Source organism: Variovorax sp. EBFNA2 (assembly GCF_033802765.1).
GTDB lineage: Bacteria > Pseudomonadota > Gammaproteobacteria > Burkholderiales > Burkholderiaceae_C > Variovorax > Variovorax paradoxus_H.
The window spans coordinates 600,988-622,048 of record NZ_CP138497.1; the positions used below are offsets into that span (position 1 = coordinate 600,988).

General features: G+C 66.0%; 25 protein-coding genes and 1 pseudogene. 14 read left to right on the top strand and 12 right to left on the bottom strand.

Annotation, left to right across the window (positions count from 1 at the left end):
• Window positions 1–15 precede the first annotated feature (15 nt).
• Entirely contained in the window at window positions 16–684 is a 669-nt protein-coding gene (locus RZE79_RS33255) for a c-type cytochrome (protein ID WP_319361645.1), read from the bottom strand.
• A 447-nt stretch (window positions 685–1,131) separates the two neighbouring features.
• Between RZE79_RS33255 and RZE79_RS33260 the strand changes: the two genes are divergently transcribed.
• The 4 genes from RZE79_RS33260 to RZE79_RS33275 are packed head-to-tail and all read left to right on the top strand — an operon-like array spanning window position 1,132 to window position 4,197.
• Window positions 1,132–1,479, top strand: a complete 348-nt coding sequence (locus RZE79_RS33260) for a DUF2249 domain-containing protein (RefSeq protein ID WP_319361647.1) — start codon at window positions 1,132–1,134, stop codon at window positions 1,477–1,479.
• The gene (locus RZE79_RS33265) at window positions 1,476–1,850 is read left to right on the top strand and encodes a metal-sulfur cluster assembly factor (protein WP_319361649.1); all 375 of its coding nucleotides are present in this window, start codon (window positions 1,476–1,478) and stop codon (window positions 1,848–1,850) included. The genes RZE79_RS33260 and RZE79_RS33265 overlap by 4 nt, the downstream gene beginning before the upstream one ends.
• Entirely contained in the window at window positions 1,847–3,001 is a 1,155-nt protein-coding gene (locus tag RZE79_RS33270; protein ID WP_319361651.1) for a hypothetical protein, read from the top strand. Before RZE79_RS33265 ends, RZE79_RS33270 begins: the two co-directional genes overlap by 4 nt.
• Complete coding sequence (locus RZE79_RS33275; protein WP_319361653.1) at window positions 3,001–4,197, top strand: NnrS family protein; 1,197 nt, start codon at window positions 3,001–3,003, stop codon at window positions 4,195–4,197. The genes RZE79_RS33270 and RZE79_RS33275 overlap by 1 nt, the downstream gene beginning before the upstream one ends.
• Window positions 4,198–4,520: 323 nt before the next feature.
• On the opposite strand, the gene RZE79_RS33280 is transcribed toward RZE79_RS33275, so the two are convergent.
• The 4 genes from RZE79_RS33280 to RZE79_RS33295 form a co-directional block, all read right to left on the bottom strand.
• Window positions 4,521–5,294 carry a helix-turn-helix domain-containing protein gene (locus RZE79_RS33280; protein WP_319361655.1) on the bottom strand — a complete coding sequence of 258 codons (774 nt, stop codon included), beginning with the start codon at window positions 5,292–5,294 and terminating at the stop codon, window positions 4,521–4,523.
• A 142-nt stretch (window positions 5,295–5,436) separates the two neighbouring features.
• Window positions 5,437–5,688: a hypothetical protein gene (locus RZE79_RS33285; RefSeq protein WP_319361657.1), complete on the bottom strand. Its 252-nt coding sequence runs from the start codon at window positions 5,686–5,688 to the stop codon at window positions 5,437–5,439.
• Window positions 5,689–6,574: 886 nt separating this feature from the next.
• Complete coding sequence (locus RZE79_RS33290) at window positions 6,575–7,027, bottom strand: hypothetical protein (protein ID WP_319361659.1); 453 nt, start codon at window positions 7,025–7,027, stop codon at window positions 6,575–6,577.
• Between the two features lie 38 nt (window positions 7,028–7,065).
• Window positions 7,066–7,269, bottom strand: coding sequence for a hypothetical protein (locus tag RZE79_RS33295; RefSeq protein ID WP_319361661.1), 204 nt, complete (start codon window positions 7,267–7,269; stop codon window positions 7,066–7,068).
• A 194-nt stretch (window positions 7,270–7,463) separates the two neighbouring features.
• Here RZE79_RS33295 and RZE79_RS33300 point away from each other — a divergent pair, with 194 nt between their 5' ends.
• The 3 genes and pseudogenes from RZE79_RS33300 (at window position 7,464) to istB (ending at window position 10,733) form a co-directional block, all read left to right on the top strand.
• Entirely contained in the window at window positions 7,464–7,694 is a 231-nt protein-coding gene (locus RZE79_RS33300) for a hypothetical protein (RefSeq protein ID WP_319361662.1), read from the top strand.
• A 745-nt stretch (window positions 7,695–8,439) separates the two neighbouring features.
• Window positions 8,440–9,933, top strand: a pseudogene (gene istA, locus RZE79_RS33305) (IS21 family transposase).
• Window positions 9,930–10,733 (top strand): IS21-like element helper ATPase IstB, encoded by an 804-nt coding sequence (gene istB / locus RZE79_RS33310; protein ID WP_319361471.1) that lies wholly within the window; start codon window positions 9,930–9,932, stop codon window positions 10,731–10,733. The pseudogene istA and the gene istB overlap by 4 nt, the downstream one beginning before the upstream one ends.
• Before the next feature lie 115 nt (window positions 10,734–10,848).
• Here istB and RZE79_RS33315 read toward each other — a convergent pair whose 3' ends face one another.
• The 3 genes from RZE79_RS33315 to RZE79_RS33325 form a co-directional block, all read right to left on the bottom strand.
• Window positions 10,849–11,052: a hypothetical protein gene (locus RZE79_RS33315; protein ID WP_373696589.1), complete on the bottom strand. Its 204-nt coding sequence runs from the start codon at window positions 11,050–11,052 to the stop codon at window positions 10,849–10,851.
• Window positions 11,053–11,940: 888 nt separating this feature from the next.
• Window positions 11,941–12,201: a hypothetical protein gene (locus RZE79_RS33320; RefSeq protein ID WP_319361664.1), complete on the bottom strand. Its 261-nt coding sequence runs from the start codon at window positions 12,199–12,201 to the stop codon at window positions 11,941–11,943.
• 318 nt (window positions 12,202–12,519) lie between these two features.
• Complete coding sequence (locus RZE79_RS33325; RefSeq protein WP_319361666.1) at window positions 12,520–12,924, bottom strand: response regulator transcription factor; 405 nt, start codon at window positions 12,922–12,924, stop codon at window positions 12,520–12,522.
• 168 nt (window positions 12,925–13,092) lie between these two features.
• On the opposite strand from RZE79_RS33325, the gene RZE79_RS33330 reads away from it, so the two are divergent.
• Window positions 13,093–13,380 (top strand): hypothetical protein, encoded by a 288-nt coding sequence (locus RZE79_RS33330; RefSeq protein WP_319361668.1) that lies wholly within the window; start codon window positions 13,093–13,095, stop codon window positions 13,378–13,380.
• Between the two features lie 59 nt (window positions 13,381–13,439).
• Here the strand turns inward: RZE79_RS33330 and RZE79_RS33335 are convergent, their stop codons facing one another.
• Together RZE79_RS33335 and RZE79_RS33340 are read right to left on the bottom strand one after the other, a co-directional pair.
• The gene (locus RZE79_RS33335) at window positions 13,440–13,763 is read right to left on the bottom strand and encodes a hypothetical protein (protein ID WP_319361670.1); all 324 of its coding nucleotides are present in this window, start codon (window positions 13,761–13,763) and stop codon (window positions 13,440–13,442) included.
• A 74-nt stretch (window positions 13,764–13,837) separates the two neighbouring features.
• Window positions 13,838–14,218 (bottom strand): hypothetical protein, encoded by a 381-nt coding sequence (locus tag RZE79_RS33340; protein WP_319361672.1) that lies wholly within the window; start codon window positions 14,216–14,218, stop codon window positions 13,838–13,840.
• A 206-nt stretch (window positions 14,219–14,424) separates the two neighbouring features.
• On the opposite strand from RZE79_RS33340, the gene RZE79_RS33345 reads away from it, so the two are divergent.
• Entirely contained in the window at window positions 14,425–14,628 is a 204-nt protein-coding gene (locus tag RZE79_RS33345) for a hypothetical protein (RefSeq protein WP_319361674.1), read from the top strand.
• A gap of 446 nt (window positions 14,629–15,074) precedes the next feature.
• Here RZE79_RS33345 and RZE79_RS33350 read toward each other — a convergent pair whose 3' ends face one another.
• Complete coding sequence (locus RZE79_RS33350; protein ID WP_319361676.1) at window positions 15,075–16,055, bottom strand: tripartite tricarboxylate transporter substrate binding protein; 981 nt, start codon at window positions 16,053–16,055, stop codon at window positions 15,075–15,077.
• Window positions 16,056–16,207: 152 nt separating this feature from the next.
• On the opposite strand from RZE79_RS33350, the gene RZE79_RS33355 reads away from it, so the two are divergent.
• The 5 genes from RZE79_RS33355 to RZE79_RS33375 are packed head-to-tail and all read left to right on the top strand — an operon-like array spanning window position 16,208 to window position 20,320.
• Complete coding sequence (locus RZE79_RS33355; RefSeq protein ID WP_319361677.1) at window positions 16,208–16,762, top strand: VOC family protein; 555 nt, start codon at window positions 16,208–16,210, stop codon at window positions 16,760–16,762.
• A complete protein-coding gene (locus RZE79_RS33360; RefSeq protein ID WP_319361679.1) occupies window positions 16,755–18,254 on the top strand; it encodes a bifunctional 3-(3-hydroxy-phenyl)propionate/3-hydroxycinnamic acid hydroxylase in 1,500 nt (499 codons plus the stop codon). The genes RZE79_RS33355 and RZE79_RS33360 overlap by 8 nt, the downstream gene beginning before the upstream one ends.
• A gap of 18 nt (window positions 18,255–18,272) precedes the next feature.
• A complete protein-coding gene (locus RZE79_RS33365; protein WP_319361681.1) occupies window positions 18,273–19,025 on the top strand; it encodes an IclR family transcriptional regulator in 753 nt (250 codons plus the stop codon).
• Between the two features lie 37 nt (window positions 19,026–19,062).
• A complete protein-coding gene (locus RZE79_RS33370) occupies window positions 19,063–19,911 on the top strand; it encodes a fumarylacetoacetate hydrolase family protein (RefSeq protein WP_319361683.1) in 849 nt (282 codons plus the stop codon).
• Between the two features lie 4 nt (window positions 19,912–19,915).
• On the top strand, window positions 19,916–20,320 hold the full coding sequence (locus RZE79_RS33375; protein WP_319361685.1) for a nuclear transport factor 2 family protein: 405 nt from the start codon (window positions 19,916–19,918) through the stop codon (window positions 20,318–20,320).
• Window positions 20,321–20,537: 217 nt separating this feature from the next.
• On the opposite strand, the gene RZE79_RS33380 is transcribed toward RZE79_RS33375, so the two are convergent.
• A complete protein-coding gene (locus RZE79_RS33380; RefSeq protein ID WP_319361687.1) occupies window positions 20,538–21,014 on the bottom strand; it encodes a hemerythrin in 477 nt (158 codons plus the stop codon).
• Between the last annotated feature and the right edge of the window lie 47 nt (window positions 21,015–21,061).

Below are 21,061 nucleotides of genomic sequence, written 5' to 3' on the forward strand. Positions count from 1 at the left end.
GGCGCCGCATCGCGGTCACCGCTGGCTGCCGCATGCGAGCGGCATGCGGATGAGGTTGGAGGACTCCGGCGACGGATCCCTCGGAGGATCCTGGCTGCCGAGCCAGGCCGCGACCGCGTGGACATCGGGCTCGGTGAGGCGGGTCGCGATCCGCTTCATGCAGTCGGGATCCGCCGCGTGCCTTTCTCCGACCCGCCAGCGGGTGAGCTGGGCCGCGATGTAGCTCGGCCGAAGCCCGACGAGCCCGGGAATGCCCGGGTTCATGCCGGTGAGTCCCTCGCCGTGGCAGGCGACGCACGCCGGAATGCCCTTGCCGGGATCGCCTGCGGTCACCAGCGCCTTGCCGCGCGCCAGCGCGGCTGCATCGGCAGCCGTGTCCTCCCTCGACGCGAACGGCGGACGCTGCCTGGCAAAGTGGTCCGCGATCTCTTTGAGGTAGGCATCCGGCAGGTAGGCCACGAGGTAGTTCATCGGCGGGTACCGCCGCGTGCCGTCGCGGAAGGCAACCAGCTGGTTGTAGAGATAGCCCGCGGGCTTTCCGGCGATGCGGGGGAAGTAGCCGTTGCTGGTGCCCTGGCCGCTCTGGCCATGGCAGGTCGCGCAACCCTGGACCCGTGCCTCCATCGAATCCATCTCCTTGAATGCCGGCACCGCCTCCTTCTGGCCGAGCGCCAGCGTGGGCATGGCGACAGCAAGAAACAGACAGGCCTGCGCAAGTCGTCGTGGATGGGTCACGTGTGTTGCCAGCGATGGGCTCGTGGGTATGGCGATCGAGAATGCCTCAGCGCCCACACACCGTCCATAGGACGCGTCCGACAGGGTGTTCCCGGTGCCTGCGACGGCGGCGCCATGCGTTGGTGAGAAAGTCCTCATCGTGGCTGCGGGAGCACACGAAAGCTCGCTTGACGGAACCCAGTTCGGGTGCGCGGAGGCCTTTGCGAGCCGGGCGTGCATGCAATCGGAGGGAGACGGATCGCGCGCGGCCGTTGCGGTTCGGAGACGCATCGCGGATGGCGCGCGGAACAGCGCGCCACTTGACGCAGATCAAAAGCCGCGGCGCGCGGACTTTCTAGCATCGGATGCACTCGGAAGGCGCCTGCCGCGCCCGCCGCCATCCCAAGGACACCCGCCGTGACATCCGCAGCCCTCTCCCCCACCGTCGACGCGCGGACGCTCGAGCCGCGCCTGCGGGATGCGCACATCCTCTCGAGCTTCGCGGCCCTGGAGGAAGGGCAAGGCATCGAACTCGTGGACGATCACGACCTGGGGCCGCTCTACGCGAGGTTCCAGGCGCGGTGGCCCGATCGCTTCGCGTGGAACGCGCTGGAGGAAGGCCCGGCGGTGTGGCGCGTCGCGATCACGAGGGTGCCGGCGTTCGACGCCCATGGCCGCGGACGCCGCGGCGGCGGCGGGTGGACGGCGCCCGGGCCTCACCCACGACCGGCACGCGCGGTGCATCGCGCCGCAGGAGGCGCATGAGCACCGCTCGCGGCCCCGATGGCGCGGCGCCTGATCCGCTCCCGCCCTCTCCCTTCCCGTACGAAGGTCCGGCCGCGCTGCGCGAGCCGATCGTCGCAGCCCTCTCGCGCGTGGTCGACCCGGAGGTGTCGATGAGCATCGTGGACGTCGGCCTCGTCTACGGCGTGACGGTCGACGACGGCGCCGTGCACCTGCGCATCACGATGACCTCGGCCGCCTGCCCGGTCGCCGAGCTCATCGTCGACGATGCGGAGCTTGAGCTCGACAAGGTCGTGCCGCCGGACCTGCAGATCCGCGCCGAACTGGTCTGGGAGCCGCCGTGGACGGCGGACCGCATGAGCGCCAAGGCCAAGTGGATCATGGGATGGTGAACGCGCTACAAGCCACCGCCCGGGGCCTGCCAGGGCCCTCGGCATCGCGCACGCGCAAGCTCGCGCGCGCCGTGTTCGGCGGGCTGGCGGTCCTGTCGCTGCTGATGGGTGTGGCCGGCGGCCTCTGGCGACTGGGCGTCGCGGTGCCCGATCCGCGCGTGTTCCCCTGGACCGGTCCCGTCCTGCTGGCGCATGCGGCCCTCATGATCTGCGGTTTTCTCGGCACGGTCATCGGCCTGGAGCGCGCGGTGGCGCTCAGGCACCCGGCTGCGTTTGCCGCACCGCTCGCCTCCGGCGCGGGCGCGTGGTGCCTCGCGTTCGGGCACCCCGCCGCCGGTGCGTGGCTCGGTGTCGCCGCGGCCGCGTGCTTCCTCGCGGTCAATGCGGTGCTCGTGCGGCGCCAGTGGGCCGCCCACACCCTGCTGCTGCTGGTGAGCGCGGGGGCGTGGCTCGTGGGCAACCTGCTGTTCGCGCTGGGCCATGGCGGCCATGCGGTGCTGCCCTGGTGGTTCGCCTTCCTCGTCCTGACGATCGCCGCCGAGCGCCTGGAGATGGCGCGCCTGATGCGGCGGCGCCCTGCCGCCAGTGCCGCGCTCCATGCGCTGCTGTCCCTGCTGCTGCTGGGCGCCGCATGGTCGGGCGCGGCGCCGCGCACGGGCGGCCTGGTCTACGGCGCCGCGCTCGCGCTGCTCGCCGCCTGGCTGCTGGCCTTCGACATCGCCCGCCGCACCGTGTTCTCGCAGGGCCTTGCCCGCTACATGGCCGTGTGCCTGCTCGGCGGCTACGGGTGGCTCGGGATCGCCGGCGTGGCCTGGGCCCTGACGGCGCTCGGATGGCCGATGCGCGACGTGGCGCTGCATGCGCTGGGACTGGGCTTCGTCGTCAGCATGATGATGGGGCACGCGCCGGTCGTGCTGCCGGCCGTCGCGCGGATCAAGCTGGCGTTCGGCCCGGCCTTCTACCTGCCGCTGGCGGCCCTGCATCTGTCGCTGCTGGTGCGTTTCATGCCCGGGACCGCCGGCGAGACGCTGCGAGCGGCCGGCGCCGCGCTCAATGCGGCGTCCCTCGCCTTCTTCGCCGCGACCATGGCCGGGGCCGCCCTGGCGTGGCGCCTTCGACACGGCGCCGCCGGCGCCAGAGAGCTCACCTGATGTCCTCCCCCCTCATGCACCCGTCTTCGCGCGCCCCGGCCGCACCGGTGCCGGCCTTCGCGCTGTGGCAGCTCGGATTCCGGCCGTTCTACCTGCTCGCGAGCGCGTTCGCCGCGCTGTCCGTGGGCCTGTGGGCGATGCAGTTCGCCGGCTGGCTGCCCGGCGCCTACCTGCAGGGGCCGATGTGGCATGCGCACGAGATGCTGTTCGGCTTCTGCCTCGCGGTGATCGTGGGCTTCCTGTTCACCGCGGGCCGCAACTGGTCGGGCCGGCCGACGCCGACGGGGCCGTCGCTCGCCGCCCTCGCGGCCCTGTGGCTCGCCGCGCGCGTGCTGGTCCTCTCGCCGTTCGCCTGGGCGGCCGCGATCGCCAACGCGGCCTTTCCGCTGGCCTGCGCGGTCGTGCTGGCCGTGCCGCTCGTGGGCGCGCGCAACCGCCGCAACTACTTCTTCATCGGGCTGCTCGCGATGCTGTCGGCGGCCGCGTCCGGTTTTCATCTTTCGGTGCTTGGCGTGATCGAGTTCCCCGCCTGGATCGGGATCCAGGTCGCGCTCGACATCCTGCTGTTCATCCTCGCCGTGATGGGCGGGCGCGTGATCCCGATGTTCACCAACAACGGCGTCAGCGGCGCCCGGGCCACGCGACAGCCCTGGATCGAGAAGGCGAGCCTGGGCCTCGTGCTCGCGCTGCTGGCCGCCGACGCGCTCGGCCTGCCGGCCGCCGCACTGGCGGCGATCGCGCTCGCGGCGGCGCTCGCCCACCTCGCGCGGTGGCTGCTCTGGCAGCCCTGGAAGACCGTGAGCAATTCGCTCGTGCTGGTGCTGCACCTGGCCTACGTCTGGGTGCCGGTGCATCTCGCGCTGCGCGGGCTCGCGCTGCACGGCTGGGCTTCGCCGTCGCTCGCGGCCCATGCGCTGACCGTCGGCGCCGCCGGCGGACTGATCATCGGCATGATGGTGCGCACCGCACGGGGACACACGGGCCGGGTCCTGCGCGCCGACCAGACCGATACCGCGTGTTTCGTGCTGGTCCTGCTCGCCGCGCTCGCGCGGATCCTCGTGCCCCTGGTCGCGCCGTCCCAGGTCCTGGGCGCCGTGCTCGCATCCGCGGCCTTCTGGAGCCTCGGGTTCGGCCTGTATGCGGTGCGCTACTGGCCGGTGCTCTCGCGACCGCGCCTGGACGGCCAGCCGGGCTGAGCGCGCTTCGTTTCCCGAGGCACACCGCGGGCACGCTGCTGCGCGCGATCCCGGGCTGTGGCTTTCCGATGGCAGCATCGAGGCAGCAAGGCAGCGGGAGCCTCACCGGTGGAGGCGCGCGGTCCTCACGGCCACCTCTCCAATGCAAGAGCCATTCGCGTCGAGGCAGGCGTGGCGTCTGTCCGCCAAGAGGCCGCCAAGAGCCAGACTGCCTGCGACCACGGACCCCAACTGCTCGGTTCGAGCAGACCGCCGCTGAAATCCATTGAGCCACGATCCCGTGCCAAGTACCTGTCACTGTCCCGTTCGTACGCGCGGATCGATCAGCAAGAATTTCTCGCGCCATTGCCGTGCGGAACTGAAATGCCCGTGGGGTGGCGGATTGCCGCGGCTTCTGCGTCGTCGCGGGCGGTACCGCGCTGCGCGCCCGCTGCCCGGACACGAAATCCGAGTGGGCTCTGGTCATACAGCGACGATGGCATGTCTCTCAGCAGGTACCCTTGGCCCCAGATGGCCTGGAGCCCGAAGCGCAATCCGAGCTTTTTGCGCAAGGCCGATACACAGACGTCCAGTGCACGCGTGAGGGATCTGTTCTCTTCCTTTCGTCCCCACGCCTTGGAGGGGGCGCCGCTCTCGACCTTTCGTCCCCACACATTGGCGACGAGCCATTCCCGCGTGAGCACCCGGTCGACGTTGCGAAAGAAGGCGACTGCCAAGTCGATCTCGCGGGGCCGCAGCCGGATGGGAGTGCCGGCGAACTCCGCCTTGTCCTGGTCCAGCATGAAACGATAGCCCCGCCATTCGAGCACTCGCGCGGGGACGGGTGCTCCCAGACGCACCAGATGGGCTTCCAACAAGCGGTAGGTGTCTTCGAACGAAGATGGCGCGGGCGCCACCGTGGAAAAAGCATCCCCGTACAAAGCCGACATCATCCGCAACTGGCGCTTGGACGCGCCGAGGATCAACGGCGCCTGCCTGCGCAGGGTCTCGCGCACCTCGGCGACGAGCGGCTGAAACACCGCCGGGTCGAACGGACACGCGAGCAGCAGCACGCCGAAGCTGCTGGCTTCGCCGGCGTGCTCCTGAAGTTCGTTCACGTGGGTGAAAATCACTGGCTCATGGCCCAGCCTGCAGATCGCCCGTCGCGCGAGCTCTCTGGTTCGAAATGATGGATCTAGGACAGCGATTCGCAAAATCGACCTCGTGGTTCAATCGCTTCCAGTACAGGAAGCCAGTGAGTCACCCTTGCAAATCGCAGAGGCGCCAGGGCTGCCGAGCCAACGGTTCGGCCTCGGCCGGCGAGTTGTCGCCAAGCGCTGCCCTGATCGCCGGGTCCAGACAGTCATGCAGGTTTTCGTGGGCCCGAAGCGACTGCCGGATGCTTCCATCCGGCATGGCCACGGCGAGCACGGTGCACGTGCTCCACAGCGCGTGGTGTAGGTGGATCAGGCACGCGTCAGTGGTCGCTTCGCCTCCGGCGTCTTCCGGCAAGGGGTTCTCCTTCATTCGATTTCTTGCTATACCCGCGCAGACGCTGCGCTCGCAAGGGCGCCGATTGTGCCAGCACGATGTTCGCGACGAGCCATGCCGGACCGTCTTCCTGTTTGCAATGCCGCCGGGTTCTTGTGAAGCCGGCGGCTGCGATGCGATTGTTCCGGTCTGCATCGATGGAGCCCGACGCGTATGGCATTGAGAATCAGCACGATCGATGCAATCGGTCTCAAGGAGCCTCTTGAGCCTCAAACGCCGGCGTCATCTCGTTGCCGTCGCTGATCGGCGAAGCTTCCTTGGGGCCGAACAGGGCCCCTGAGCCGCCCGCCTCCATCCGCAGCCTTCAGGGGGCAGAGGGCGAACTGGGGTTTGCGGTCGTTCGACCCCGAACGAACGGAATGATCACCATACCGGCAGGTGAATTTGTCGCCGCCCGTCCCCGGCAGCTCGAAGCCGCCGAACCATACGCTCCCCCGCGAGAGGCCGCGGTGTGCCGGATCGCCGACGAGAACGCGCCGAGTTGCCCTGGTGCGCGACATATCGATGCCTGCAATGATCTGTGTGCAATTCGCTCCAGGACCACGATTGATGTGATCCACGCCAGGGAATCAAAAATGCCGTCGCGCACCGAGCCCTCAAAGGTTGTCGCATTTGTAGCGCGCCTTTTGCTCAAGCGGCATGGTTCATGGTTACCCCTTGCGCTGTCAAAACGGCCGGAAATTCACGAAGATTGGCATGCCGCGTCCCAACAGGACAGGCAGTGTCAGCTCGACCTGACGGCAACGCGGACCCTCATTGTCCGTCGAGCTGACCCCTCAAAGCCCTCAGTGCCCAAAGCCTGGGGGCTTTGTTGCTTCCAAGTCGCTCTCCCCCTGACGGAAGCATCTCAGATGCCGATCCCGGGAACAGGCTTCTGCGCCAAGGGATGCCAGATCTGTTCCACTCTGCTGGCGCGGGCAAGCCGCTCACGGAACTGCAGCGGCAGTTGTCCGCCAGGGGCATGGGAGCAGCGGATCCCGGCTGGCGCCGCGTGGGTCACCATAATGCCGGCGCCGCGTCCAGCGAGTTCATCGAGTGCTTCGGCGACAAATGGCGGCATTTTTGACTGGGTCACTTCCAGCCAGATCGTGACGTTCTCGTCCAGATGATCAGCCGCATCGATGGCGGCGGCCAGCAACTTGGCTGCTCGGTGCGTGGAGACTGCGGTCGTACATGCTGCCGCATCGAGGTTCAGACGCACAACCGGGCCATCCGGAAAGGGCGCATCGCTCCAGAGCTCCATATCGAAGATGCCCACAACCTCTTGCAACGCGAGAGCGTGTGCTTCGGTGAACCCCACGGGGGTCTCCGGATGAAAGGGACGTCCTCGCATTTCGTTCATTCCTTCATCGCAAGGAAGTCGCTCAGCGCCTTGGCCTGTTCTTCCGCGGTCCCGCCCAGCACGAGGTCATCTGAACCGCCGCCGACGCGATAAACGCGCAGCGCGATGCAATTCAGAGAACCGCGCTCAGCTTCGTGCAGCCGCTCGCGCAAGGTTGCTACAGCTGCATCTTTGCCGAGAACGGCGCCTTTTGGGATCATGGGGAGTCTCGCGTCAGATGTACTACCGTAACCATCGAGCACTCTCCTGCTTGTCAGACGTGGCGCCTTTGCCCACACGGCGCCAAGGAAGTCCGGACCGAATGGAGGGACGTCGCTCCATCGCCTTCCGACGCTCTGGTCCAACTGTTGGTGTTCGACTTTAGCTCGATTGAAAGCAGCAACGCTGAAAGTTCATGAGCCGCAGCCTCCCGAAGGGCACAAACCTCCACGGCCAGCTCGAGCTGAAGCGGGTTCGCTTCGGCGGATTCGATACTGCAGCGCAACGACGCCTCGGCCTCAGCGAGGCGATATTCGGCCTCTCGCCAACGGAGAAATTCGGGGCTGTACTGCATGGTCTCGATCCACCTGTGCAACTTGCAATGGATCGAGCCTGTGCAGCGCCCGGCAAGCACGAGCCGGGCTGATCGCTTGTTTCATTTTAAGACGCTGTGGAGGAGTCCTGTCGCTTTCCTGCTTACCATCTTGCGCCCGGCTCTAGGCGGCGACGGCTTGCCCGGGCCAATCCGGACGTGCAGCGCACTCGTCGTGGAGGAATGCGCCATGACGGCAGCTTTGACGGACATTGAGGATCGCGGGCCATCAACGCGATTGCAACCAAGTCCGGATGCGCAAGAGTTCGGCTTGCCTCTGCTCGCGATTCGATACGGCGTCAAGAGAGCAGCGGGCAAAGACACCATAGCCGGCATGTCTGCGCTGCTTATGCGCCGGGGACGGATTTTGAGCTTGCGACGCGGGTCCTCGCGGGAAGGCGCAGGTGGAGCTATGTTCACATGGAACGATCGATCACTTCGTCAACGGGGACCTGAGTTCGAGTTCATGCTGAACCTCGCCGACCAACCCCAGAAGGCACGCCGAAAACTGATCTGCAACCTGCTTCGACCGGCTCGGTTGTGGACAGGCTGAGATTCATCACGTAGATCGCGCTGTCCACCACCAGGGGAACTGCAAGAGCTACCACTTCCGGCTGCCGTGACGCGGCACAGAAGCCGTCGCGCTGCACGCCGAGGCGCGCGGCGTCGCTGGCCCGCGTGGCCAGCGACAATTATCTTGAGCGGTCGACGACAACTATCGTGAGCGGTTGACGCGCGCGCCCGGGGTGCGTTTGCGGTCGGGTTTTAAAGTGGATTGCCTCTAGAGGAGGCAGCCACCTTGCCCGGCAAACGCATATCGGATCATCAAGTGACCAAGTACAAGGAACTGCGCAGCAAGCACAGCCAGGAGGTGGCGGCTGCCAAGGCTGGGGTGAGTGTGGCCAGCGCGCGCCGGATCGAATCGATGGTTCTTCTGCCCTCCCAGAAGCCTGCGCGGACATGGCGAACGCGCGCCGATCCGCTGACTGAGGTGTGGGCGGCGGAGGTCGTGCCGATGCTGGAGGCGGCCCCTGGGCTAATGGCGGTGACGGTGCTGGAGGAACTACAGCTTCGATATCCGCAGCGCTTTGACGGCGCGGTGTTGCGCACCCTGCAGCGCAGAGTGCGGCAGTGGCGCGCCGAGCACGGTGGCGATCGCGAGATCTTCTTCGCCCAGGAGCATCCGCCTGGCCGGCTCGGCCTGTCGGACTTCACGGTGTGCGACGAGTTGGCCATCACCATCGTTGGGGTGATCTTGCCGCACCGGCTGTACCAGTTCGCGTTCGCCCACAGCGGTTGGCGTCATGCGTGCATCGTCCTGGGCGGCGAGAGCTTCCAGGCATTGGCGAGCGGCCTTCAGGAGGCGCTATGGATGGCCGGCGGTGTGCCCGAAGAGCATCGCACCGACAGCCTGTCGGCGGCGTTCAACAACTTGGCCGAACAGGAGGAACTCACCGCCCGCTATCGCGAGCTGTGCGCGCACTACGGCCTGCGCGCGAGCCGCAACAATCCGGGCGTGAGCCACGAGAACGGTTCGATCGAAGCACGCCAGGGCAGCCTGAAGACCGCACTGAATCAGTCGTTGCTGCTGCGCGGCACACGTGAGTTCGCGAACCTCTAGAGCTACGGTCAGTTCGTCGCAGATACCGTACGGCGCCTGAACGCGCGCTGCGCTCGACTTTGGGAGATCGAGCGTGCCAGCCTCCGGCCCCTGCCAACTCGACGGACGGTGGACTTCGAAGAGGTCGACGCCCGGGTCAGCAAGTTCGGTCTGATCAGCATCAAGGCCGCCCACTACAGCGTGCCGTCCAGGCTGGTCGGCCATCGGCTGAAGGTCCGGCTCTACAGCGCCCACCTCGAAGCCTGGCTGGGCGGCGTGAAGGTGTTCGAGTGCGAGCGGTTGCGCAGCAGCGCCCAGACCAAGCATCCCAAGCGCATCGACTGGCGCCACATGCTCCCGTCACTGCGACGCAAGCCCGGAGCCTTCGCCCGCTGGATGTTGCGCGATGCCATGTTCCCGCGCAGCGAATACGCCCAAGCCTGGGAGCACATGAGCCAGCGCCTGAGCGAGCGGGAGGCCTGTCGGTTGATGGTGAATCTGCTCGATCTGGCCGATCGGGCCAATGTGGTAACCGAGCTCGCCGCGATCCTCAGCGCCCTGGGCGAGCGCAACGAACTCCCCGACATCGAGGTGTTGAGAGCGCAGTTCGCGCCGCGTCCGGCATTGATGCCGTTCGTGGAGGTCCTGTTGCCGGCTACCGCGGTGTACGACGATCTGCTGGAGGCCGCATGAACACGATTGCATCCGCGCGCACCGCGGCCGATGCAGCGCGCCTGCCCCTCATGCTGGGAGAACTGAGGCTTCCAACGATGAAGCGGCTATGGGCCGAGCTGGCTGAGCAGTCCAACCGCGAAGGCTGGCCGGCAGAACGCTTCCTCGGCGTACTGCTCGAGCAGGAGGTCAACGAACGCGAGACGCGTCGGCTTGCGCGCGCTCGCATCGACAGCCAACTGCCACCGGACAAGAGCTTGGCCAGCTTCGACTTCGACGCAGTTCCGGCCGTCTCCAAGGCCCACGTCACCGCCTTGGCCGAGGCCGACGGCTGGATCGCGCAAGGGCACAACTTGCTCGCCTTCGGGCCGCCGGGCGTGGGCAAGACTCATCTCATCGCCGGCATCGGCCATGCCTTGATTGACCACGGCTACAAGGTCCTCTTCGTGCGCACGAGCGACCTGGTGCAACGTCTGCAGGCGGCGCGCCGAGACCTGCGCTTGCCAAATGAACTCGCCAAGCTCGATCGCTTCGATCTCATCATCCTGGACGATCTGAGCTATGCACGGCGGGACCAGGCCGAGACCTCCGTGCTGTTCGAGCTCATTGCCGAGCGCTACGAGAGAAAGAGCATTGCCATCACGGCCAACGCACCGTTCTCGGCGTGGGACGAGGTCTTCCCCGACAAGGCCATGACGATTGCCGCGGTCGACCGCTTGGTCCATCACGCCACTATCCTGGAGATGAACGTGGACAGCTACCGCCGCCGCGCTGCGTTGCCGGCTCGCCGGCAACGCAGCGCAACGACAACTACTCAATGATCTTGCTCGACCGCACCGCTCAAGATAATTGACGCTGGCCGCTCAAAGTAGTTGACGCCGGGCACCCGCGCCATCTCGCTCCATGTCGAGCCCCGGAGGCTTCTGAAAAGGCGCATCAGCGCGCGGGTCCTGGGCTCGGGCGCCACGGCAAGTAGGCGCGGCCCAGCGAGGTCAGTTCCATGGGAACGCGCTGGCCGGAGATCACGTGGCGCAACGCGACGCGCCGGGCGTAGCGGATCGACTCCAGGTAGACCATCTCGTCGCGGTCGGGCGTCGCCAGGCCGACGTTGACGCGCCGCTTTTCCGCCAGCGCGCGCACCGGGGTGCCGCGACGGGATAGCTGAAGGCAGGCTGCCGTTCGTAGGATCGGCCATCAATGCTCGCTGCCTAGAGGATGTGGATTTAACCAGCGTACCGATCACGCTCGTGAATGGAGCTGATCTGTCTTGACGGCCAAAACCGTGCCGAACGCAGCTAAACCTTCACACAGGCATCTGTCCTTGACCGACGGAGCAAACCACTCAACTAGCACCGGAGTAGCGCTGTCGCGCCGGGCGCACCGCCGCCGAATGATCTGAAGGTGGACGACAGCGGGCCGTCAGGTATCGTTCCACAAAACTCTCGCGTTGACTTGCGCGCACCGCGCTCACTGCCTCTCGACAGCGGTTCGGCAGTAGAGGCACGGGAATAAAAGACCCACTCAGAAAAGAACCGCCCCGATGCCAAATGCTGTCACCATACGCGCAGCTTCGGAGAGGATGTGTCACTACTGACAAGCTGCAAAGCAGCACCTCGCGTGCCGCCGTGAGCCCCCGTACTTCAGGGGCCGAACCGCACGTTTTCGTAGTCAAGTCGTACCTGTTGCGACCGAACACTGGCACCACAGGGTTCGATCCCTTGGATGGTTAGAAGGAAGGCCCCGCCGCCCTTATGGAGCGCAGCACGGCGCCAAGTCACGCTTCACCGCACCACTTGTTGCTTTGCCGAGCCAAGCCGGCAGCAGGCGATGCGTCGATAGGAGCGCCCCTCAATCCGCACACCCACCCACCTTCGGCAAACCTGTGGCTCGAAACCAGGCCACAGGCATCTGCATTGCCGTACCAGGTACCTCAAGCCATGCCACGGGCCCGAGTTCGCGGACGCTAAAGCTGGAATTTGAGCCGCCAGCAGCAGGTTGCCGACACGGGTCGGCCTAGGCGCTACGCCCTCATGCGGAATTGAAGCTGCCGCGGTACGGCTTCCAGAGAACGTACCGCGTGCGAATGTGATCTCCCGGGCTTCCTTGGTCCACAACAGCGTACGAGTCTCCTATGACGGCGCACAACTCGGCCACCCGAAAGCCGTACTCAAGCAGTGCCGCGTCCATCGGCTTGCCGGCTTCCAGCAAGCCGAGCTCGACGGCGATGCGCCTGAACTCCGCTCGCGCGTGGCACTTCTCTTCATCGCGCTCGACATCGCCGTTTTCCATGTGATCTCCGGTAGGCTACAGGACTATCGGCCATACAGGCGAGCCGAGGAGTAGGCCGGCGCCGGGATCTCCGGGCGGGTCATGCGTGTTCATGCCCAGGTTGCGCACCATCTGCCTGCCTGAGCGTGAGCACGAAAAAGCCCGCACGAGGCGGGCTTTGAATTTGGTCGTGAACTCTCACGCGGTCCACGGTTACGGCAAATTTTCACTTGCGGAAGCCACTTGTAGTTTTTCTCGTCGCAGTGACTTCGACGCGCCGGTGTGAGATTCGGCTTGACTGGCCAGTCAAAACCCAAAACCTGGTTCGGGTGTAATGAATTATAGCCTGGGCGGGAATGAGCTGCCCGGCTTCGGCGTGTCTCCCCGAAGGCACCATTCAAAAAACTGGTCGAGCTCGTTTGACTTGTCGAACAGAGCATCGGCGCCCAACTCCAGACTGCGACGACGCATTTCCTCGGTTGGATAGTTCGTCAGGACGACCATCCTCTGGTGCGAAGCACGCTGCTGGCAGGTTCGCAGTACCGTGAGGCCCGAGCCCTCGCGCAAAAAGAGATCCACCACGGCCAAGTCCCAAGTCTCCCCGAGCCTTTCGAGAACGGCGATCCCCTCGCTTGCAGTCTCTGCGACGGCGACAACTTCTGCATCCGCAAGATCAGCCAGTGCCGGGACCAACGCCTCTCGGATGGTGTTGCTGTCCTCGATGAGAACCGTCTGGAGCGACATGACGTTGGAGCGGCGTTGCGCCTGACTTGTTGCGATAGATTGCTGGCTGTGAACGGTTATACGTTCCGGTTCGGCATCGTGTGTAGGCCTAAAGCTTGAACCCGCGGCAGCGGCTGAGTCGTCCCCCATGTGCCGGCTAACATCCGACTCCAGACTGAAAGGTTTGTCATGACCCGTTCCTCATCCACGCTTCCGCCCCCCGAAGATGCCGCGAATCTGACCAAGGTAATCGAGAAGAACAAGCAGGTTGCCGAAACGGTCCAGGAAGCCGCGGAGGATCTCTCCGTGGTCCACGCGGTGCTGGACAGCGAAGTGCCGAAAGAAACCCTGCACCCCGACGTCGGACAGGCCATCGAGCAAACAGACCAGCTCAAGGACAAGCTCAAGGCCGCAGAGGAAAAGTTGAGGTCTGTGAACGAGGCGCTTGAGCAGCAGGTCGCCCCAAAGGGCTCTTAGGCCGCAGCGCTTTGCCTGGACGACCCCTGACCAGCCTCCCGTCGTTGATGCGCCGATGCTTAGGGTCGAATGACGATCTGGGGCTGGATGACCACGGTCGGGTGTTCTGAGGGCGGGGGCGCGGCATGGTAGGCGCCGTCATACTGCCGCGGGCGTGCGGAGCGTTCCTTGCACTTTCGCTCCTCCTTGTATTCGCCGTTTTTCTCCCACTTGCGCTCGACCTTGCAGCGGCCATCCCAGTACTCTTCCTTGTGTTCGCGCTTTCCGTGGCGCTTGCCATGGCCGTGGCCGCTTTCGTCTTTGTGCGGGTCTGCTATTGCAGGAGCGACCAGGCTGCCAGCTAAAAGGGCGACAAGGGCCAACGGGCGTAGAGGGAATTTCATAGCGACTCCAAAATGTGATCCATTCTCATGTGCTGCCGCAGCACTTGCGCATCGGGAAGTTTCAGCGCTTTCGCTCACAGCAGCCGTGGGCCCCGCGCCAGTTGCACCGACGAGGGAATGGGCTTGGGCAGTTCGCCGATCCTTGCAATCTCGGCGCGACCGTATTCCGTGATGCGGGTGACCGTCGCCAGCGTGGGGGCGGCGTAGCGACCCGACGCTGGGAACGCGCCCATCTGGGCTTCGATGAGGCCTGTCGCGGCGAGTACCGAGACGTACCGGATCTCACTGGGTTCGACGACGCAAATCGGAAGCTGCTCGTGTCTCAGTCGCATCAGGAACCACAGCGGCTTCCGGTTGCCGAGCCGAATTTTTGCGCGGCGGGCTCGCAGTCGCTGCGCTTCCTCGCGCAGCCACTCCGCGTCCATGGTCACCCGGCTCAAGACGGCATTGAGCACGGCAATCCGCTCCCCCAGTTCTCCGGACGAAGAATTTAAATCTGTCATAGATCCAATAAATGTGAAACTTTCACATTAATCGTACCGGCTGTTACGAACAGGGAATACTAGGTAGTTTCCAGAGGTTGCACCCTGAAACGAGTTCGTCTGACAAAGCGTCGCGCTCACGTTTCGTACGTTGTGAGCTCCACTCTTGGATTTCCAGAATGACCCGAACAGGTGCCGTCCTCGACAACGAAGCCGCAATCGCCACGCTGCGCGAACTCCTGCATGAAGCGGAGCACGGAACGCTGAACTGCATCGCACTGCGCATCTATGGCGCAGGCGGGAATTGGGAAGACCTGGTTATCGGGGGCACTCAGGCGGAGCAGGCCCAGGCGCTCGACCACCTGGGGGCGGCTCGCGGCTAAGCAGCGTCCCGCTGATTAGCGAGTAGGTGAGACAGGCGATGGCTGTTCAGGCCGTGCCGCCATGTTGAGTTCGGGCATCCCCCATCGGGCCGAGCTCGGCATCGCGCTCCTCGGTGATGCGAAACACCGTGGCGGCACGGGAAGCTACATAGGGAGCCGTGATCGCAGTGTCTCGATCTCCGCCCCAACAAGCCGGTGCCCCCCGCGGCGGCGCACGCGTGAAGAGTTCGCTCACCGCGACGGTGGGCATGCGGGTCCGGTGGTGAGGGCACCGGCGAAGCGCCTTCAGCGCTGCCAGCATTCGTACAGGTCCCGCGGTCGCCGGATTCGCTATCCGGCGTGATGCGCCTCGATGACTACCAATGGAGCCACATCTGCGTGTCACCGTAGCAGCCGTCACGAAAAAAGCCCGCACGAGGTGGGCTCTCTGCGATCTGGTCGTGAACTCAATCCAACCGTACCTTGGCTTCGCGAATCACCTTGCCCCACATCGCGCGGTCCGCATCGATGAAGGCGGTGAACTCAGCGGGCGTGTTGCAGCGTAGCTCGCCGCCGTAGTCGCGCCACTTCTTCGCAAGTTCTGGCGACTGGCAGGCCTTCTGCATCGCGGCGCTCAGTTTCTCCAGCACGTCCTTGGGCGTTCCGGCGGGCGCGAGGATGCCCTGCCACGCGATGGGCGCATAGCCGGGCAGTCCAGCTTCCGCGAATGTGGGCACATCGGGAAAGCTCGGATGCCGTTCCTTGCCGGTGATGGCGAGCAGCTTGAGTTTGCCCGCACGGATGTGGCTTGCCGCCGCGGGCAGCCCGTCGAACATCAATTGAACCTGGCCGGCGAGCAGGTCGGTGTAGGGGCTGTTGCTGTTGTAGGGCACGAGGCTGGTCTTCACGCCCGCGGCGTTGTTGAACCAGACCGCCGACAGGTGCGAGTAGCTGCCGATGCCTGCCGTCCCGACCGCGACCGAGTCGGGCCGGGCCTTGAGCGCAGCGATGAGCTCGCGGGCGTCCTTCGCCTGAACACCCGGCGTGGCGACGAGGCCGGTGTTCAGCACGCCCAACAGGCTGACCGGCGCGAAATCCTTTTCGGCGTTGAAGGGCAGCTTGGCATACAGGTGCGGCACAACCGAGAGAGAACTCGTCGTGCCGATGTACAGCGAGTAGCCGTCGGCTGGCGCCTTTGCGGCGACCTCGGTGCCGATGATGTTCGACGCCCCCGGCCGGTTCTCCACGAAGAAGGTCTGGCCCAGGATCCTGGTGAGCTCCGCGGCGATTTCCCGGGCATTGGCATCGGGGCCGCTGCCGGCGGGGAACGGCGCAATGATGCGCACCGCCTTGGCGGGGTAGTCGGGCTGGGCCGCGGCGCCAGCCGACGCGGCAGCGACCGCGGCCAGGGTGAGCCAGCGGCGCAAGGGCATGTTCAGAACTCTCATCGGTTTGTCTCCTTTTGGGAATGCGTGCGGTCAGCACGTCCTCGAATGTTAGTGAAATACGTCATATTGTCAAAATACGATAATTTCTATATGATTTCTAGGTATCGGAGTTGATTGCCCGCAACCATTTCTCGCCAAGAGACATCGACGCAATGGAAAATACCCCCTCGGATCTTCAGTTCAGCCACATCGGTCTGTACGTGGCCGACCTCCCGCGGATGGCGCGCTTCTACAAGCAGGCCTTGCGCTTCACGCAGACCGATGCAGGGGATTTGGGCACGGTGCAGCTGGTGTTCCTGAGCCGCGACCCGCGCGAGCACCATCAGCTGGTGCTGGCCACGGGCCGCCCCGCGGAGCTCGGCTTCAACGTGGTCAACCAGATTTCCTTTCGCGTGCCCGACATCGGCACGCTGCGCCGGTTCCACGACCGGCTGCTGGAAGAAGGCGCACACGACATGCTGGCGGTGACGCACGGCAACGCGGTGTCGGTGTATTGCCGCGATCCCGAAGGCAACCGGCTGGAGCTGTTCATGGACACGCCCTGGTACTGCGAACAGCCGCTGCGCGAACCGGTGGACCTGTCGCAGCCCGACGAGGTGATCCTGTCGCGGGCCGAGGCGATCGCCAAGCGCTTTCCCAGGTTCATGAGCCGGGCGCAGTGGCAGGCCGAGGTGGCGCGCCGCATGGAGAAAGACCAGCGTGGCTGAGTCAAGCGACCGGTACGACGTGGCGATCGTCGGGCTGGGTCCGACCGGAGCCACGCTCGCCAACCTGCTGGGCGCCGCCGGCCTCTCCGTGGTGGTGCTCGAGAAGGAGGCCGGCATCTTCCCGTTGCCGCGCGCGATTCACTTCGATGGCGAGGTGCTGCGGATCCTGCAGGCTGCAGGGCTGCGCGACGAAGCGCTGGGCATCTCCCGCCCTGGCGAGCAGGGCATGCACTTCGTCAACGCTGCCGGCGAAACCATGCTCATCCGCGGCGGCACGGCCGCGCTCGGGCCGCACGGTTGCGCGAACAACTACTACTTTCACCAGCCGCAACTGGAAGCGGTGCTGCGCGACGGGCTCGCGCGCTTTCCCAACGTCGACGTCCGCTTGCGCCATGAAGTGTTGAGCATCGAGCAGGACGCAGAAAGTGCCACGCTGCAAGTGCGCGAAGCCGGGGCGGACCGCGTCTCGACCGTGCGCGCGCGCTATGCCGTCGGCTGCGACGGTGCGCGCTCGCCGGTGCGCCGGCGCATGGGCAGCGCAATGGTCGATCTCGGCCTGAAGCAACCTTGGCTCGTGTTCGACGTGGTGCTTGAGCAAGACGTCGAGCTGCCGCTTCACACCGTGCAGCACTGCAACCCCGCCCGCCCCATGACCTACTGCAACGTGGTCGGCAACCGGCGTCGCTGGGAAATCATGGTGCTGCCCGGCGACGACCGCGAGGCGATGGTGCAGCCCGCATCGCTATGGCCAATGGTCGCGCCTTGGGTGCGGCCTGACCAGGCACGGCTGGAGCGCGCCGCCATCTACACCTTCCATTCGGTGATTGCCGAGGGCTGGCGCAACGGCCGGCTGCTGCTGGCCGGGGATGCCTGCCACCAGACGCCGCCTTTCCTTGGGCAGGGCATGTGTGCGGGTCTTCGCGACGCCGCGAATCTGGCGTGGAAGCTCGAGGCTGTGCTGAAGGGCCGCGCCCCGGCCGCCTTGCTCGACACCTACGAGTCGGAGCGCGCGCCGCACGTGCGTGCGCTGATCGAACTGGCGGTGCGGCTGGGCAACATCATCCAGACCACGGACCCCGCACTCGCCGCCGAGCGCGACGCGAAGTTCCGTACCGGCGAGCCCGAGATCTTCGAGCTGCCGCCGCAGGTGCTCGGCGCAGGCGCCTTCGATGCCACGCCCGGTGCGCTGGCGGGCCGCCCCTTTCCGCAGCCGCGCCTGGACGACGGCCGCCTGCTCGACGAACTGCTCGGCCGGCGCAGCGCCGTCATCGGCCACGCACCGGCCCTGGCATCGGCCGCGCCGGCCACCGCCGAGCGCTGGCGCCGCGCCGGCGCGATCGTGATCGACCGCCCCGATGCGGCGCTGCGCGACTGGCTCCAATCGCACCAAGCCCATGCGGTGATACTGCGGCCTGACCGATATATCGTCGGCGTCGCGCGCACGGGGTTCGATCTGGATCGCATCTCGCAATACCTCCCCGTCGCACCATGACATCTCGGAGGAATTCGCGTGCCGGAAAAATCCATGTCCAGCCTGGGCCGAATGCTCGGCGTCCTGGACCTCTTCGACGACAGGCACCTGACACGCACGGCGGAAGACATCTCGGCGGCGCTCGACGTGTCGCTGCCCACGGGCTACCGCTACGTGCGGCTGCTGCTCGAAGCCGGCCTGCTGCAGCGCGTGGAAGATTCGCACTATGCGCTGGGGCCGCGCATCATCCTGCTCGACCATTACATCCGCAAGGCGGATCCGGTGCTGCGCGAAGGCATGCCGGTGATGCGCGAGCTGGTGGCCGCCACGGGTTTCGACTGCGTGGTCTCGGCCTTGTTCGGACCGCAGGTGCTCGACACGCATCGCGAGATGGGCAGCACGCCCGCGACGCTCGCGTACGGCCGGGGCCGGCCGCGCCCGCCGTTCCAGGGTGCGGCGCCCAAGGTGCTGCTTGCCGCGCTGCCTCCTGCGCAACTTCGGAAGATCTTCGACGCGCGCCGCGACGAAGCGGTGCGCGGCGGGCTGCCCGGCGACTGGAGCGATTTCCGCAAGCAGTTCGCAGCGATCCGCAAGGCGGGGCACTACGTCTCCATCGGCGAACTGGAGCCGCAGCTTGCGGCCGTGGCGGCCCCTATCCCCAAGGTCGACGGAGGCGCATGGGCCGCGCTGTCGCTGGTTTTCGACACTTCGCGTCTTTCCATCGTCGACGTCGACAAGATGGTTCATCTGATCACCGAAGGCGCCGCGCGCATAGGAGGTCGACTGGCATAGATCAATTCAACCCACCACGCACTCACGAAGGCAGACCATGAAACTCATCAGCTACCAGTACAACGGCATCGACAGCTACGGCGCCGTGTTCGGCGACCGGGTCGCCGACCTGCGCGAGGTCTTCGGCGCCCGCGCGCCCGACCTGAAGGCGCTGATCGCCGCGGACCTGCTGTCCGAAGCGGTCGCTGCCGCGGGCCAGGCCGCAGCGACCCTGCCGCTGAGCGAGGTACAGCTGCTGCCCGTGATTCCGAACCCCGGGAAGATCGTGTGCGTGGGGCTCAACTACGGCGACCACGTGCGTGAAACGGGGCGCGAGATCACGGAGAAGCCGACGCTCTTCCTGCGCGTCGCCGAATCGCAGGTTGCGCATGGCGAGGACATCGTGATGCCGCCCGAGTCGAGCAAGCTCGACTACGAAGGCGAGATCGCCATCGTCATTGGCAAGGGCGGCCGCCGCATCGCCGAGGCCGAGGCCTGGGACCACATTGCCGGCTACGCTTGCTACAACGACGGCAGCATCCGCGACTGGCAGACCGCCACGCCGCAGTGGACCGCAGGCAAGAACTTCTGGCGCACTGGCGGCTTCGGCCCGTGGATGGTCACGCGCGACGAGATCGCCGACGACCAGGTGATGACGCTCGTCACGCGTCTCAATGGACAGGAGATGCAGCGCACCACGACCGACAAGCTGATCCACAGCATTCCGCGGCAGATCGCGCACATCTCCGCCTTCATGCCGCTGGCTGCGGGCGATGTGATCGTGACGGGCACGCCGGGCGGTGTGGGCGCCAAGCGCACGCCTCCGGTCTGGATGAAGCCCGGCGACGTTGTGGAGATCGAGGTCGACGCCATCGGCATCCTTCGCAACACTGTTCGCGCGGAATAGCCGCATGACCGCCGTCGAGGCGCTGGCACTCGAAGACGCGCGTCGGCGCGCGATGCTGAGGGGCGACGCCGACGCGCTTGGGCGCCTGCTCGCACCGGAGCTTCGATATGTCCACTCGACAGGCGTGTGCGACACGCGTGAAAGCCTGTTGCACAAGGTGCGCGAGCGCGCGATCACGTACCTTGCACTCTCCTTCGACGACATGCACGCGACCGTGACCGAAGACACAGCTCTCATTGGCGCGCGAATGCGGGCCGAAGTGCAACGCCTTCACGAGGTCCGGCGGATCGAGGCCACGTATCTCGCGGTCTGGTTTCGTCGGGCGGGTGAATGGCAGCTATCGGCCTACCAAGGTACGGCAGTTGGCGCCTTCCCCACTGGGTCCGCTGATCAACCGCAGCAGCGATGACAGCCCGAGGGCTCGATCGGCCGAGGTCGTTGGCTGTGTCCTGACGACGTGGCAATTCTCCATGGGATAGTCATCTCGAGCGACCAATACGTCCGGTTCGTCCTGCGCGCCATCGTCCCTGAGATACACGGGACCAGTGTCGTATCCACCGCGCTGTGCAAAGGGTGCGGGCGAACCGCCGAAGCGGATCCAGCAGTGCGTCTCTGGCTTCGAGGGTTCAGCGCGAGGCGGCTGGTTCCGGCGCCGTCCCGCGCGGCCACCGCGTGCTTCGCGGCATGGCCGCCGGCATCTCGGTCGGTGCGGGAGCGGACCGCGCGCCGCGCAGGTGGAAGGCCAACGCCGCATCCATGCCCTGGACATGCTTGCCGTACCAGTCCCTCAGTTGACGCGCCATCTCGCGCACCCGCCACAGCTGGCCTCGGGCGGCCTGCAGCGACCCTTCGCGCATCACCTCCAGCACGACGCGGTGCTGGACGGCGTGCTCCCTGCGCGAGGAAAAACCCGTCGCCCGCATCCAGACGTCCTCGCGCGCGAAACTCTCCGCCGCGAAGTCCACGAGGTCGCGCCAGGCGGCCTGCAGCCGGGCGTCGTCGGCATCGTCGACCCGCGCCAACAGTTCGGTGAACGCCTCGCACGCCCGGTCCATGAAGGGCAGCCCGAGCCGCAGTGCGCCGGATCGGTCCAGAACAGCCATGCGATCTCCTGTGATGATGAAGACCGCAAGGCTACCGGCGCCCGCGC